The 14,119-nt window shown below is 63.1% G+C and carries 12 protein-coding genes; 5 read left to right on the forward strand and 7 right to left on the reverse strand.

What is annotated here, in order from left to right; all coding sequences use genetic code 11:
• Nucleotides 1-174: 174 nt before the first annotated feature.
• Nucleotides 175-2,016, reverse strand: a complete 1,842-nt coding sequence (gene ilvD, locus ACPZMI_RS06255; RefSeq protein WP_054891146.1) for a dihydroxy-acid dehydratase — start codon at nt 2,014-2,016, stop codon at nt 175-177.
• Between the two features lie 482 nt (nt 2,017-2,498).
• Here ilvD and mgtE point away from each other — a divergent pair, with 482 nt between their 5' ends.
• A complete protein-coding gene (mgtE, locus tag ACPZMI_RS06260; RefSeq protein ID WP_411383470.1) occupies nt 2,499-3,554 on the forward strand; it encodes a magnesium transporter in 1,056 nt (351 codons plus the stop codon).
• 92 nt (nt 3,555-3,646) lie between these two features.
• On the opposite strand, the gene ACPZMI_RS06265 is transcribed toward mgtE, so the two are convergent.
• Entirely contained in the window at nt 3,647-4,618 is a 972-nt protein-coding gene (locus ACPZMI_RS06265; protein ID WP_426351881.1) for a hypothetical protein, read from the reverse strand.
• Between the two features lie 358 nt (nt 4,619-4,976).
• On the opposite strand from ACPZMI_RS06265, the gene ACPZMI_RS06270 reads away from it, so the two are divergent.
• Nucleotides 4,977-6,053, forward strand: a complete 1,077-nt coding sequence (locus tag ACPZMI_RS06270) for a phosphatidylinositol-specific phospholipase C (protein WP_426351882.1) — start codon at nt 4,977-4,979, stop codon at nt 6,051-6,053.
• A 20-nt stretch (nt 6,054-6,073) separates the two neighbouring features.
• Here the strand turns inward: ACPZMI_RS06270 and ACPZMI_RS06275 are convergent, their stop codons facing one another.
• Nucleotides 6,074-7,270, reverse strand: a complete 1,197-nt coding sequence (locus tag ACPZMI_RS06275; RefSeq protein WP_411383467.1) for a class I SAM-dependent rRNA methyltransferase — start codon at nt 7,268-7,270, stop codon at nt 6,074-6,076.
• A gap of 231 nt (nt 7,271-7,501) precedes the next feature.
• On the opposite strand from ACPZMI_RS06275, the gene ACPZMI_RS06280 reads away from it, so the two are divergent.
• Together ACPZMI_RS06280 and mutM are read left to right on the forward strand one after the other, a co-directional pair.
• Entirely contained in the window at nt 7,502-8,320 is an 819-nt protein-coding gene (locus ACPZMI_RS06280) for an HDOD domain-containing protein (protein WP_411384516.1), read from the forward strand.
• 3 nt (nt 8,321-8,323) lie between these two features.
• Nucleotides 8,324-9,136, forward strand: a complete 813-nt coding sequence (gene mutM / locus ACPZMI_RS06285; RefSeq protein ID WP_063541651.1) for a bifunctional DNA-formamidopyrimidine glycosylase/DNA-(apurinic or apyrimidinic site) lyase — start codon at nt 8,324-8,326, stop codon at nt 9,134-9,136.
• A 45-nt stretch (nt 9,137-9,181) separates the two neighbouring features.
• On the opposite strand, the gene ggt is transcribed toward mutM, so the two are convergent.
• From ggt to ACPZMI_RS06305, 4 genes are all read right to left on the reverse strand, one after another.
• Nucleotides 9,182-10,864, reverse strand: a complete 1,683-nt coding sequence (gene ggt, locus ACPZMI_RS06290) for a gamma-glutamyltransferase (RefSeq protein WP_426351883.1) — start codon at nt 10,862-10,864, stop codon at nt 9,182-9,184.
• On the reverse strand, nt 10,864-11,115 hold the full coding sequence (locus ACPZMI_RS06295) for a YfhL family 4Fe-4S dicluster ferredoxin (protein WP_011531711.1): 252 nt from the start codon (nt 11,113-11,115) through the stop codon (nt 10,864-10,866). Before ACPZMI_RS06295 ends, ggt begins: the two co-directional genes overlap by 1 nt.
• Before the next feature lie 155 nt (nt 11,116-11,270).
• The gene (coaD, locus tag ACPZMI_RS06300; RefSeq protein ID WP_063541647.1) at nt 11,271-11,750 is read right to left on the reverse strand and encodes a pantetheine-phosphate adenylyltransferase; all 480 of its coding nucleotides are present in this window, start codon (nt 11,748-11,750) and stop codon (nt 11,271-11,273) included.
• Nucleotides 11,751-11,879: 129 nt separating this feature from the next.
• Nucleotides 11,880-13,310 (reverse strand): coniferyl aldehyde dehydrogenase, encoded by a 1,431-nt coding sequence (locus ACPZMI_RS06305; protein WP_426351884.1) that lies wholly within the window; start codon nt 13,308-13,310, stop codon nt 11,880-11,882.
• Nucleotides 13,311-13,449: 139 nt separating this feature from the next.
• Between ACPZMI_RS06305 and ACPZMI_RS06310 the strand changes: the two genes are divergently transcribed.
• Complete coding sequence (locus ACPZMI_RS06310; RefSeq protein WP_186711563.1) at nt 13,450-14,115, forward strand: TetR/AcrR family transcriptional regulator; 666 nt, start codon at nt 13,450-13,452, stop codon at nt 14,113-14,115.
• Nucleotides 14,116-14,119 lie beyond the last annotated feature (4 nt).

Here is a 14,119-nt window from a genome sequence, read left to right on the forward strand (position 1 = left end):
AGCGGCTATGCCGTCCTCTTCGCGGGCAAGCCCGCTCCCACAGGGGTTTCATGGTCTTCAGGGTTGCGCTGTATTTGTGGGAGCGGGCTTTCCCGCGAATAGGCCAATACTTTTCCACAGGCATAAAAAAACCGGCGCTCAAGGCGCCGGTTTTTCATTCATGCCCTCAAAGCCTCACAGCCCGTCGAGCATCGCCTTGTTACGCACAGCGCCCTTGTCGGCGCTGGTCGCCAGCAGGGCGTAGGCCTTCAGTGCAGTGGTCACCTTGCGTGGACGCACTTCGGCAGGTTTCCAGCCCTTCTTGTCCTGTTCGACACGGCGTGCGGCCAACTCTTCGTCGCTGACCAGCAGGTTGATCGAGCGGTTCGGAATGTCGATCAGTACTTTGTCACCGTCCTTGACCAGGCCGATGGCGCCGCCCGAGGCCGCTTCCGGCGAAGCGTGGCCGATCGACAGGCCCGAAGTGCCGCCGGAGAAGCGGCCGTCGGTGAGCAGGGCGCAGGCCTTGCCCAGGCCCTTGGACTTCAGGTACGAGGTCGGGTAGAGCATCTCTTGCATGCCCGGACCGCCTTTCGGGCCTTCGTAGCGGATGATCACGATGTCGCCGGCCTTCACTTCGTCGGCGAGAATGCCGCGCACGGCGCTGTCCTGGCTTTCGAAGATCTTCGCGGTGCCTTCGAACACATGGATCGACTCGTCGACGCCCGCGGTCTTGACCACACAGCCGTCCAGGGCGATGTTGCCGTAGAGCACGGCCAGGCCACCTTCCTGCGAGTAGGCGTGTTCGAAGCTGCGGATGCAGCCGTTCTCGCGGTCGTCGTCGAGGGTTTCCCAGCGGGTCGACTGGCTGAACGCGGTCTGGGTCGGGATACCGGCCGGGCCTGCCTTGAAGAAGGTGTGCACGGCTTCGTCATCGGTCTGGGTGATGTCCCACTTGGCGATGGCCTCTTCCATGCTGCGGCTGTGCACGGTCGGAAGGTCGGTGTGCAGCAGGCCGCCACGGGCCAGCGAGCCGAGGATGCTGAAGATGCCGCCGGCGCGGTGGACGTCTTCCATGTGGTACTTCTGGATGTTCGGCGCCACCTTGCACAGCTGTGGCACCTTGCGCGACAGGCGATCGATGTCGCGCAGGTCGAAGTCGACCTCCGCTTCCTGGGCGGCAGCCAGAAGGTGCAGGATGGTGTTGGTCGAACCGCCCATGGCGATGTCGAGCATCATGGCGTTCTCGAACGCCTTGAAGTTGGCGATGTTGCGCGGCAGTACCGACTCGTCGTTCTCGCCGTAGTAGCGCTTGCACAGCTCGACGATGGTGCGTCCGGCGGTGAGGAACAGCTGCTCGCGGTCGGCGTGGGTGGCCAGGGTGGAGCCGTTGCCCGGCAGGGCGAGCCCCAGGGCTTCGGTCAGGCAGTTCATCGAGTTGGCGGTGAACATGCCGGAGCACGAACCGCAGGTCGGGCAGGCGCTGCGCTCGTACTCGGCGACCTTTTCGTCACTGGCGGTCGAGTCGGCGGCGATGACCATGGCGTCGACCAGGTCCAGGCCGTGGCTGGCCAGCTTGGTCTTGCCGGCTTCCATTGGGCCGCCGGAGACGAAGATCACTGGGATGTTCAGGCGCAGGGCAGCCATCAGCATGCCGGGGGTGATCTTGTCGCAGTTAGAGATGCAGACGATGGCGTCGGCGCAGTGGGCGTTGACCATGTACTCGACGGCGTCGGCGATGATCTCGCGGCTCGGCAGCGAGTACAGCATGCCGTCGTGGCCCATGGCGATGCCGTCGTCGACGGCGATGGTGTTGAATTCCTTGGCCACGCCACCGGCGCGCTCGATCTCGCGGGCGACCAGCTGGCCCAGGTCCTTCAGGTGCACGTGGCCCGGGACGAACTGGGTGAACGAGTTGGCGATGGCGATGATCGGTTTCTTGAAGTCTTCGTCCTTCATCCCGGTGGCGCGCCACAGTGCGCGGGCACCCGCCATGTTGCGGCCCTGGGTGGAAGTCTTGGAACGATAATCAGGCATGAAGCACTCCTGGCGGCTTAATCAGGTCTCTGGAAAGGGGAGTGAGCTTCTCTTGTCCTTTGCGCCGAAGGCCGGTTGCCGCTGGCACGGATGGGGCCGAAGACAGCGCGGGATCGCCGCGTGCTTGGCCAGAGCTCATAAACCCGCCTGGGGATGTCTGGCGATGAATAGGCCGATTCTACACCGCTGGCGCGACGAGGGAATGACGATGTGTCTGGACGGTGCTTTTCGTCATTTGGACAGGGTGATGTAGGACATCTCCCAAATGCTCTCCCGGCGGTATTTTCCTGGTCTTGCTGCACCTATCATCCCCGCGCCGCATGTGCGGCTTCACGAGCCAAGCCCCCAATGGACCTTCCCAGTTTCAGTTCATCGCGAACCTGCAATCTGGCACTGAGCGCACCGTCGCCAGGGCATCCGGAGGCTTGAGCCCGCGTGGCTGAGGTCTGCGGGCGCCTGCTTCGGCGCCTGGAGAACCTCCCATGCAACATCCGACCGACACCCTCGCCACACCCCTCGACCTGCGCCAGGCGGCCCAGGCCCGACGCGATCGGCTTCTGCAGCATGCACTGTACGAAGACGGCAGCGCCGGCGCGCTGATGATCAGCGAGTACTCCAGCCTGGACAGTGGCCTGAGCGCGCGCCAGGCCATCGACATGCTGCGGCGCGAAGCCGCAGACGCCGAAACCATCTATCAATCCTACGTCCTCGATGCCCAGCGCAACCTGCTCGGCACGCTGTCGCTGCGTGAACTGATCCTGGCGCCGCCCGACCAGCCGATCGAGGCCATCATGGTGCGCCAGGTGATCTGCGTGACCACGGCGACCCGTCAGGAAGAGGTCGCCCGCTTGATTGGCGATCACGACCTGCTGGCGGTACCGGTGCTCGATGAGTTGGGGCGGCTGGTGGGGATCGTCACCTGCGACGAAGCGCTGGATGTGATGGTGGAGGAGGCTACCGAAGACTTTCACAAGGGCGCATCGATCACCAATCACATCGGCAATCTCAAGGATGCAACCGTCAGCCTGATGTACCGCAAACGCGTGCTGTGGCTGGTACTGCTGGTATTCGGCAACCTGTTTTCAGGTGCGGGAATCGCAGCGTTCGAGGACACCATCGCCGCGCATATCGCCCTGGTGTTCTTCCTGCCGTTGCTGGTAGACAGCGGCGGCAATGCCGGCGCCCAGTCGGCAACCCTGATGGTGCGCGGCCTGGCCACGGGCGAAGTGGTGCTGCGTGACTGGTTGCGCATGCTCACGCGCGAGTGCGGTGTTGCGCTTGCCCTGGGCGGGACCATGGCACTGGCTGTCGCTTCGTTGGGGGTATTGCGCGGCGGCCCGGAAATCGCCCTGATCGTGGCCAGCAGCATGCTGGTGATCGTGCTGATCGGCAGCCTCATCGGTATGAGCCTGCCATTCATGCTCAGTCGCCTGAAGCTTGACCCGGCGACGGCCAGCGGGCCGCTGGTGACCTCGATTGCCGATGCCGTGGGGGTGTTGATCTACTTTGGTATCGCGTCGATGGTGCTGGATATCTGAGTACGCTATACAAGAGCAGCAGCGCTTGTGAGCTGCTGCTCTTCGCTATTAACGCGATGAAGGTTGTTGAATGGCAATCACTTTGTACCCGTCTATCTGTTTAGTTCGATTGCTACTCTCGGAGACGAGAGAGAGTTGCCATTGGGGGGCATGACGACCACTATTTCCATCGTGAGGGATGTATTGAATGTTTCTGGCGCGAGGTAGAGGGTCAAGGGATTTTCGGAGACCGTGTGTTCGGAAATCTTTGCTACTTGGTTATGGTCGTCCAACGCCCACACCAAGACGGTGTCGCCAATGTTTGGCGCAGTATCGAAATTCAGAACGAACGGATAGCCTCCAGACTCTTCGACCGGTGCCATCACGGCTGGCGAGTAATTGCTGTCGCGCAAAATGTGCTTTGGCTCCACGAGTGGAACTTGCCGTGCCCCGTTGAACGACACTGAAAACGGAATGATGTGATGGCCATCGACTTGGTAGAAGACCGTCGTTTTGCCGCCGGCAGTCAGGCGCGTCTTTTCGGCGGAAAAACGAACGGTGAGTGGAGTGTTGGTATCGACGACAACGGCTTCGATAATTTCGCTGGAATTGGCATTCGTCCCTGCCATCATCACTCGCACGCGATCCCCCACACGGATGTCCTTGTAGGGCCGAATAATGACCTCAAGGCCTTTGTCCAGATCTTCCCACGACACCTGACCGTCTCGGATCGCGGGTACCTGTGGCATATACCATTTCGCATCGAATTCATACTCGACGGGTTCAGAATATTCGTTTTCTGGCCACACTATGTAGGACAGCTCGACGCGCTCACCCAACAGTCGCTTGAGCTGCTCGGCGGAGAAGGCAACAGGGGTGTCGTCGTAGTCTTTTTTAAAGATCACTTTCGATACTTCATGGCCTGCTTGGGTCTTCAATAAAACTTGCAAACCTATAAATGTATCGGTGGGTTTGTGATTCACCTTCACATGGATGCCGCGCTTCAGGTCATCCAGATCTACGAAACCGTTTTTGGCTTCCACAATGTATGGCGCAGCAGGTGCTTGATTCCTGGAACGTTCCATTTCCAACCTCAACTATAGACCGAGCGGTGCCTGCAGCGGCGGATTGATATTCGGTCTGATTAGAGTATGGCGTTGCGGGACTGTCTACTGACAAAAATACCAGGTCGTTATATGTCCGTAATTGATTGATGGACCGCCTGTTGAGGCGGTCCCGGGTAGGTGCACGGAGCACTAGGCGCTGATCAGGATGCCGTGGGGATGTTGATCTACTTTGGTATCGCGTCGATGGTGCTGGATATCTGAGCAGTGTTTTGCCAGGGCGGCGTTGCGATCATGGACAGTCGGTAGTTATCTAGTGTCCGGCTGCCCGCCGGGTCATTAACCTGAAGTCTTCTTGCGCTCGCAAAGGACTTGAATCATGCGTTTTTTTCACTCCCTGGCGGGCTTTGCCTGCCTGCTGTGCTGTCTTTCCGGCAATACCTTCGCCCATGAGGACGATGCCTACGCCCACGACCGCAAAGACCCCTTCACCGACAAGAGCCGCTGGATGCAAGCCATCCGCGACGACGTGCGCCTGAGCGAGCTGGCGTTGCCCGGCACCCATGACTCGGCGACCTTCGATGTCAGCGTATTTCCGGTGGTCGATGACATCGTCACCACTCAGGTGCTGAACTTCGACGAGCAGTTGAAGTACGGTATCCGTGTATTCGACCTGCGCATCCGGCGTACGGGCGATGCATTTGCGCTGCACCACGGGCCGGTGTACCTGGACAAGATGTTTGGCAGCGCGCTGCAGTCTATCCGTAATTTCCTGCAGGCCAACCCCAGTGAAACCGTGCTGTTCAGGATCAAGGAGGAACACACGCCAGACAGCAATGCCAATCGGCTGTTACCGGAGGTGTTCGACCAGTACATGCAGCAGTTCTCGGAGGTCTATCTGCGCGAGCCGCGAAAAAGCCTCACGCTGGGTGAGGCTCGTGGCAAGTTCGTGGTGTTGTCCAACATCTCCAACCTCAACCCTTATGGGCTGAGCTACAGCAGCTTCGATATCCAGGACGACTCGACCCTGACGAGCAACTGGGACCTGCACGAGAAGTACCTCAAGGTCAGGCGCCAGTTGCACCGGGCTTCGGCTGGGAGTGCGGAGACGTTCTACATCAACTACCTGTCGGGCAGCGTGGGGTCGTTCCCTTACTTCGTGGCCAGCGGCCACTCCAGCCCGGGTACTGCCGCGCCCAGGCTGTCTACGGGGCTGCTTGCGCTGGGCGAGTCCGACTGGTTTCCGCATTTTCCCCGCACCACGTGCGTGGGGAAGCTGTGCACCATTTCCTTTGAAGGTATGAACACCCTGGCGCGGGACGATATCGAGGATCTCAACGGCCCGCAGCCAACGGTCAGGACCGTGGGCATCATCATGGCCGACTTCCCGGGGGAGTCGCTGATCGCCAACATCATCGCCAACAATCACCACACATTGCATGACCTGGGGCTGTAGGCCAGCCCCAGGCAGGTGGGTCAGCTGTTGGGCAGCAACCGGCAGGTGATGCTCTTGATGTAGCGGGTTTCGGCGATTGCCGGGTGCACTGGGTGGTCCGGACCCTGGCCGCCGCGCTCGAGCAGTTGCAGGTTGCGGTCCAGGTGGCGGGCACTGGTCAGCAGGATGTTGTTCAGGTCATCTTCGGGCAGGTGCATGGAGCACGAAGCGCTGACCAGGATGCCGTCCTTGTTGAGCATGCGCATGGCCTGCTCGTTGAGGCGGCGGTAGGCGGCCTCGCCGTTCTTCAGGTCCTTCTTGCGCTTGATGAAGGCGGGTGGGTCGGCAATGATCACGTCGAAGCGTTCTTCGGCGGCCTTGAGTTCGCGCAGGGCCTCGAACACGTCGCCTTCGATGCAGGTCAGCTTTTCGGCAATGCCGTTGAGCGCGGCATTGCGCTCGACGCCATCCAGGGCAAAGCCCGAGGCATCGACGCAGAACACTTCGCTGGCGCCGAAGGCCCCGGCCTGTACGCCCCAGCCACCGATGTAGCTGAACAGGTCGAGCACTCGCTTGCCCTTGACGTAGGGCGCCAGGCGCGCACGGTTCATGCGGTGGTCGTAGAACCAGCCAGTCTTCTGGCCTTCACGTACCGGCGCTTCGAACTTCACGCCGTTCTCTTCCAGCGCGACCCAGTCGGATACTTCGCCGTAGACGGTCTCGACATAGCGCTCCAGGCCTTCGGCATCGCGCGCGGCGGAGTCGTTCTTGAACAGGATGCCGCTGGGCTTGAGCACCTGTACCAGGGCAGCGATCACCTCATCCTTGTGAGCTTCCATGGTGGCCGAGGCCAGTTGCACCACGAGAATGTCGAAGAAGCGGTCGACCACCAGGCCCGGCAGCAGGTCGGAGTCGCCGTAGACCAGGCGGTAGCAGGGTTTGTCGAACAGGCGCTCACGCAGCGACAGGGCGACGTTCAGGCGGTGCACCAGCAGCGACTTGTCCAGCGGCAGCTTGGCATCGCGCGACAGCAGGCGGGCACAGATCAGGTTGTTCGGGCTCACCGCCACCACGCCCAGCGGCTTGCCGTTGGCCGCCTCGAGGATCGCCTGCTGCCCGGCCTTCAGGCCTTGCAGCGGAGTCGCGGCGACATCGACTTCATTGCTGTAGACCCACAGGTGGCCGGCGCGCAGGCGGCGGTCGGCATTGGCTTTGAGGCGAAGGCTGGGCAGGGACATGACGTCGCTCCGGAAAAAAGAGCGGGAGTATACCGCGTTGGCCTGGGGTTCGCTGGTGGGCTGGATGAAGTGTCGGCCTCATCCCGGCTAAAGTTAACCGCCCAGGGAACGATCCAGTGGTTGGTGCCCTGCAGGAGTACAGGGTTAGAATCTCTCGTCATTTCCGAGTGTGTACCCATGTCCCAGGAACTTTCCGCCGAACAGATCCAGCAAGCCTTGCAAGGCATCACCATTCCGCCGCAGCCGCAGATCATGGTGGACCTGCAGTTCGAGCAGTACATGCCCGATCCGGACCTGGAGACGATCGCCAAGCTGATAGCGCAGGATCCTGGTCTGGCCGGTGCACTGCTCAAGCTGGTGAACTCCCCGCATTTCGGGTTGGCCAACAAGATTGGCTCGATCCAGCGCGCCGTAAACCTGTTGGGTAGCCGCTCGATCATCAACCTGATCAACGCGCAGTCGATCAAGGGCGAGATGAGCGACGAAACCATCGTCACCCTCAACCGCTTCTGGGACACCGCCCAAGACGTCGCGATGACCTGCCTGACCCTGGCCAAGCGCACCGGCATCCAGGCGGTGGACGAGGCCTACACCCTTGGCCTGTTCCATGATTGCGGCGTGCCGCTGATGCTCAAGCGCTTCCCGACCTACATGGAAGTGCTGGAGGACGCCTACGCCAAGGCCGACGAACAAACGCGGGTGGTGGACACTGAGAACCGCGCGTTCAACACCAACCATTCGGTGGTGGGCTACTTCACCGCCAAGTCGTGGCGCCTGCCGGAGCATATCAGCGCGGCCATCGCCAACCACCACAACGCCCTGGCGGTATTCCGCGACGAGTCTTCACGCAACACCCAGACCCAGCTGAAGAACCTGCTGGCGGTGCTGAAAATGGCCGAACACATCTGTGCGTCGTACCGCGTGCTGGGCAACCAGAGCGTCGACCACGAGTGGAACGTCGTCGGGCCGCTGGTGCTGGACTACATCGGGCTGTCGGAGTACGACTTCGAGAGCCTCAAGCAGAACATCCGTGAAATGAGTGGCCACTGATCCATGCCTGAGTTGCCAGAAGTCGAGACCACCCGGCGCGGGATCGCGCCTTACCTGGAAGGCCAGCGAGTCAGCCGCGTGGTGGTGCGTGACCGGCGCCTGCGCTGGCCGATCCCCGAGGATCTGGATGTGCGCCTGTCGGGGCAGCGCATCGTCAGCGTCGAGCGGCGGGCCAAGTACCTGCTGATCAACGCCGAGGTGGGCACCTTGATCAGCCACCTGGGGATGTCTGGCAACCTGCGGTTGGTCGAGCTCGGGCTGCCGGCGGCCAAGCATGAACATGTGGACATCGAGCTGGAGTCGGGGCTGATGCTGCGCTACACCGACCCGCGTCGGTTCGGCGCCATGCTCTGGAGCCAGGACCCGCTGGGTCACGAGCTGCTGGTGCGCCTGGGGCCGGAGCCATTGACCGACCTGTTCGACGGCGAGCGGTTGTTCCAGCTGTCACGCGGGCGGTCGATGGCGGTCAAGCCGTTCATCATGGACAACGCCGTGGTGGTGGGGGTGGGCAACATCTACGCCACCGAGGCGCTGTTCGCCGCGGGCATCGATCCACGCCGCGAGGCGGGCGGGATCAGCCGGGCGCGTTATCTGAAGCTGGCGATCGAGATCAAGCGCGTGCTGGCGGCGGCCATCGAGCGTGGTGGCACCACGTTGCGCGATTTCATCGGTGGCGATGGGCAGCCGGGGTATTTCCAGCAGGAACTGTTCGTGTATGGGCGTGGCGGTGAGGCCTGCAAGGTGTGCGGGACCGAGCTGCGGGACGTGAAGCTGGGGCAGCGCGCTAGCGTGTTCTGCCCGCGCTGTCAGCGCTGAGATTCGTTCGGCGAACAGCCATTCAGCGCGCCGCAGCTTTGCGGGTCACTCCAGCACTGCGGCCTCACCGACCCCGCGCGGATCGCTGGCCGCCTCGAGCGTCCCGGCGCGTTTGTCCCAGTACAGCACCTGCTGGTTCCCATAGCTGCGCTGCACATCCTTGAGCTCATAGCCGCGTGCACGCAGCGCGGCTTTCTGCCGCTCATCGAAGGTGCCGGGCTCGTGCTCGATCACATCTGGCAGGTACTGATGGTGATAGCGGGGAATCGCCGGCCATTCGCTCACCGGCCGCCCTTCGAGAAAGCCGAGCATCGACAGCAGCACCATGCTCGGGATTCGGCTGCCGCCGGGCGTGCCGAAGCTGGCGAACTGTGACGGACTTTCGATGAAACTCGGGCTCATGCTCGACAGTGGGCGCTTGCCCGCGGCCACCGCATTGGCCTGGCTGCCGGCCAGGCCGTAGCTGTTGCTGCCTGTGGGGTCGGCGGCGAAATCGTCCATCTCGTTGTTCAGCACCACGCCGCTGCCGGGTACGGTAAAGGCTGCACCGAAGGGCAGGTTGACCGACAGCGTGGCCGACACGGCATTGCCCGCAGCATCGATCACGCTGAAGTGAGTGGTGTGGTCGCCCTCGCGCCAGGCGGGCGCGGGCGGCAGGGCGCTGCTGGGCGTGGCATCGTGCACGTCGATGCTGTCGGCAAGTCCGGTCAGATAGTGGCGTGCCAGCAGGCGGTTGATCGGGTTGGTGACGTAGTCCGGGTCGCCGAGCAGGCCGCGATCGCGGTAGGCGCGGCGCAGGACTTCTACCACATAGTGGCTGCGTTGCACCGGTTCTGCGCTCTGCCAAGGCAGGCGCTGGAGCATCGCCAGGCTCTGCGCCAAGGCCACGCCGCCGGCAGACGGCGGTGGGCTGCTGATCAGCTCGCGCTGGTCTGCCAGGGGATAGCGCAGTGGCTGGCGCCAGACCGTGCGGTAGTTGGCGAGATCGTCGAGGGTCCAGACACCGCCAGCGCGGCGCACACCCTCGACAAGCTGGCGGCCAACCGCCCCACGGTAGAAACCGTCGCGCCCCTGATCGGCCATTGCTTGCAGGGTGGCGGCCAGTTCCGGCTGGCGGATCACGCTGCCCAGGGCGGGGACCTGGTTCTCGCGCAGGAACAGCCGAGCGCTTTCCGGGTCGTCACGCAGCGCGTTCAGGCGCATGGTCGCGCGATCGCGGTAGATGCGGTCTACGGCAAAGCCTTGGTTGGCGAGGCGGATGGCTGGCGCGAGGCTGTCCCTGAGCGGCAGTTTGCCGTGTGTCGCCGCGAGATCTGCCAGCGCCTGGGGCAGACCTGGGATGGCCGCCGCCAGCGCACCGTTGATCGAAAGCCCCTGCCGGACCTTGCCGTCTTCCAGGTACATGCCTGGGGTGGCGGCACCCGGCGCGCGCTCGCGGGCATCCAGGAAGCGGTAGTGCGCAGTATCGGACTGTTCGCGCAGCAGGAAGAAACCGCCGCCGCCCAACCCCGAGCCATAGGGCTCGACCACCGCCAGCGTGGCGCTGATGGCGATGGCGGCATCGAACGCGTTGCCGCCCTGCTCCAGAACCTCTCGTGCCGCTGCAGTGGCATCGGCGTGGGGGCTGGCAATGGCGGCGCGCCCGGGCCCGTCCGCCAGGGCGGCGGTGGCCAGCAGCGCCAGTGCGGCGCCGAGCAATGCGCGGCCAATCGCGGCGACGAACGGCATCAGGCCTTGCCGGTGATCCGGCGGTACTTGGCCATCAGCTCGTCTTCGGTTTCCGGATGGGCTTCATCCAGCGGGATGCAGTCAACCGGGCAAACCTGCTGGCACTGGGGTTCGTCATAGTGGCCCACGCACTGGGTGCAGAGGTTCGGGTCGATCACGTAGATCTCTTCGCCTTGCGAGATGGCGGCGTTCGGGCACTCGGGTTCGCAGACGTCGCAGTTGATGCAATCGTCGGTGATGATCAGGGACATTGGGACTCCGGCCGGGGCTCGGCGCCCGGGCATGTATCAAAGCAATGGGCACAATTGTGCCGCATTAACGCCCGCAGTGCACGCGGGCGCGAGGCTTTGTCGCGCAAGTGCCGGTTGGCGACGTGGCGTACAAAGCCGAACTCAGGCCGCTGCGATCACTTCTTGAAGCGTACGGTCAACGCCTCGGCCACCGCCGGGTGGACGAACTTGGTGATATCCCCGCCCAGCGCCGCAATCTCGCGGACCAGCGTCGAGGAAATGAACGAGTAGCGCTCCGACGGCGTGAGGAACAGGCTCTCGACGTCCGGCGCCAGTTGGCGGTTCATGTTCGCCAGCTGGAACTCGTACTCGAAGTCGGACACCGCACGCAGGCCCCGCAGGAACACGTTGGCGCCCTGTTCCTTGGCGAAGTGCGCCAGCAGGGAGGAGAAGCCGATGACTTCGACATTGGGCAGGTGCTTGGTGACCTCGCGGGCCAGCTCGACCCGTTGTTCCAGCGGGAACAGGGGGTTTTTCTTGGGGCTGGCCGCCACGGCGATGATCACGTGATCGAACAGCCGCGAGGCGCGCTCGACCAGATCGCCATGGCCTTTGGTAATGGGGTCGAAAGTGCCCGGGTACAACACTCGGTTCATCGCGTCATCCTGGCTGGAGTGCGTTGGGGAGTCGGATGGTAGCGCAGCGACTGCTGCCCGGCCAAGTCATGCGACCGGATGATGGCACTATAGACAGTACGGCCATTGGCTGTCATGCGCCCTTTGCGCTCAGCGGATGAACAGCTTGTATACGAGGCGCTGCAGGGCTTTTCCGTAAGGCGGGTAGATCAGCCGGGCGGCGTTGATACGCTGTTTGGCCAGTACCGCCTTGGCTTTGCTGAAGGTCTGGAAACCTTCGCGACCATGGTAATGACCCATGCCAGAGGGGCCGATGCCGCCGAAGGGCAAGTCGTCCTGGGCGACATGCAGCAGGGTGTCGTTCAGGCACACCCCGCCGGAGTGTGTGTGCTGCAGCACCTGCGCCTGCTGACTGCGGTCGTAACCGAAGTAGTACAGCGCCAGCGGGCGTGGGCGCTGATTGATGTAGGCCAGGGCCTCATCCAGCGCGTCATAGGCGACCAGCGGTAACAATGGGCCGAAGATTTCGTCCTGCATCACCTGCATGTCGTCGTTCACATCCAGCAGCAGATGAGGTGGCAGCCTGCGGCCCTGGCGCGGCTCGTCGGGGTACAGGTCGAGTACCTGGGCGCCTTTGTCGCGGGCTTCGGCGAGCAGGCGCTCGAGGCGCTCCAACTGGCGCGGGTTGATGATCGCGCTGTAGTCGGGGTTGTCTGCGATGCGTGGGAAAAGGCGCTGCACCGCCCGTCGATAGGCCTGCGCGAAGTCGTCCAGGCGCTGACGCGGGACCAGCACGTAATCGGGTGCCACGCAGGTCTGCCCGGCATTGAGGGTCTTGCCGAAGGCAATGCGCTCGGCGGCACTGGCCAGTGGCACGTCGTGGGAGACGATGGCGGGCGACTTGCCGCCCAGCTCGAGCGTGACCGGCGTGAGGTTGTGCGCGGCGGCCAGCATGACCTGGCGGCCGATGCTGGTGGCGCCGGTAAACAGCAGGTGATCGAAGGGCAGGCGGGCAAAGGCCTGGCCGACCTCGACCTCGCCCAGCACCACACTCACCAGGTCGCCAGGGAAAACCTGCTCGAGCAACTGCTTGAGGGCATGGCCGGTACGTGGTGTGGCCTCGCTGAGCTTGAGCATCACCCGGTTGCCCGCCGCCAGGGCACCGGTCAGCGGGCCGATAGCCAGAAACAGCGGGTAGTTCCACGGCACGATGATGCCCACCACCCCCAGTGGTTGCGCCAGCACTCGCGCGCTGGCCGGCTGGAAGGCCAGGCCGACGCGGCGCGGGGCAGGTTTCATCCAGCGCCGCACATGACGCTCGGCATGGCGCAGGCCCTGCACGGATGGCAGCAGCTCGGCCAGCAGGGTTTCATCGGCACTGCGCCCGCCGAAGTCGGCATCGACGGCTTCGATCAGCGCCTGCTGGTTTGCAACCAGGGCCTCACGCAGGCTTTTCAGCCACTGGATACGCTGCGCGGCGGGCGGCATGGGGTTGCCTGCGAAGGCCTGGCGTTGCTCGGCGAACAACTGCTCAAGAACAAGGTCGGATGGCTCAAGAGGCATGGCTGTGGAAGAACGCATGGCAGCTCCGCGCAGAGGGGCGAGTTCTCGAGCTTATACTCTAATCGGCGTCGATCTGTGAATGTCCGCGGTGTGCACCGCCCGTGGAATAAACCGTAAGATGGCTCGTCATACGAAGCCCGCAGACCTGGATACCCGCATGGCCCCGCGCATGAAGACCCGTGAGCGCATCGTGCAAAGCAGCCTCGAACTGTTCAACCAGCAAGGCGAGCGCAGCGTCAGCACCAATCACATTGCCGCGTTCATGGAAATCTCTCCCGGCAACCTGTACTACCACTTCCCCAACAAGCAGGCGATCATCGCGTTGCTGTTCAACCAGTACGAAGAGCTGGTGGACAGCTTCCTGCGCCCGCCGCAAGGCCGGGCGGCCACCGTCGAGGACAAGCGCTTCTACCTCAAGGCATTGCTCGCGGCGATGTGGAACTATCGCTTTCTGCACCGCGACCTCGAGCACCTGCTGGAGAGCGACCCGGAGCTGGCCGCACGTTACCGGCGCTTCTCCCAGCGTTGCCTGCAGCAGGGTCAGGCGATCTATCGTGGCTTCGTCGAAGCGGGCATCTTGAACATGCTGCCGACCCAGATCGAGTCGCTGACCATCAATGCCTGGATCGTGCTCACCTCCTGGGTGCGTTTTCTCAGCACCACCCGCGAGCATTCCGCGCACCTGGGTGAAGAAGCCTTCAAGCGCGGCGTCTATCAGGTGCTGGTTTTGGAGCTGGGGTTCGTCACCGCCAGCTCCCGCGCCGCCGTGGATGCGCTGTGCAGCGAATTTCACGTTCCGTTCAACCAGGCCCTGGAACATTGATCCG

Source organism: Pseudomonas wayambapalatensis (assembly GCF_049942315.1).
GTDB classification, from domain to species: domain Bacteria; phylum Pseudomonadota; class Gammaproteobacteria; order Pseudomonadales; family Pseudomonadaceae; genus Aquipseudomonas; species Aquipseudomonas wayambapalatensis.

Bases quoted from the DNA above. Each gene is read 5' to 3' on its own strand.
- ilvD (WP_054891146.1), bottom strand. From the start codon at position 2,016: ATGCCTGATTATCGTTCCAAGACTTCCACCCAGGGCCGCAACATGGCG.
- mgtE (WP_411383470.1), top strand. From the start codon at position 2,499: ATGCAACATCCGACCGACACCCTCGCCACACCCCTCGACCTGCGCCAG.
- ACPZMI_RS06265 (WP_426351881.1), bottom strand. From the start codon at position 4,618: ATGGAACGTTCCAGGAATCAAGCACCTGCTGCGCCATACATTGTGGAA.
- ACPZMI_RS06270 (WP_426351882.1), top strand. From the start codon at position 4,977: ATGCGTTTTTTTCACTCCCTGGCGGGCTTTGCCTGCCTGCTGTGCTGT.
- ACPZMI_RS06275 (WP_411383467.1), bottom strand. From the start codon at position 7,270: ATGTCCCTGCCCAGCCTTCGCCTCAAAGCCAATGCCGACCGCCGCCTG.
- mutM (WP_063541651.1), top strand. From the start codon at position 8,324: ATGCCTGAGTTGCCAGAAGTCGAGACCACCCGGCGCGGGATCGCGCCT.
- ggt (WP_426351883.1), bottom strand. From the start codon at position 10,864: ATGCCGTTCGTCGCCGCGATTGGCCGCGCATTGCTCGGCGCCGCACTG.
- ACPZMI_RS06295 (WP_011531711.1), bottom strand. From the start codon at position 11,115: ATGTCCCTGATCATCACCGACGATTGCATCAACTGCGACGTCTGCGAA.
- coaD (WP_063541647.1), bottom strand. From the start codon at position 11,750: ATGAACCGAGTGTTGTACCCGGGCACTTTCGACCCCATTACCAAAGGC.
- ACPZMI_RS06305 (WP_426351884.1), bottom strand. From the start codon at position 13,310: ATGCGTTCTTCCACAGCCATGCCTCTTGAGCCATCCGACCTTGTTCTT.
- ACPZMI_RS06310 (WP_186711563.1), top strand. From the start codon at position 13,450: ATGGCCCCGCGCATGAAGACCCGTGAGCGCATCGTGCAAAGCAGCCTC.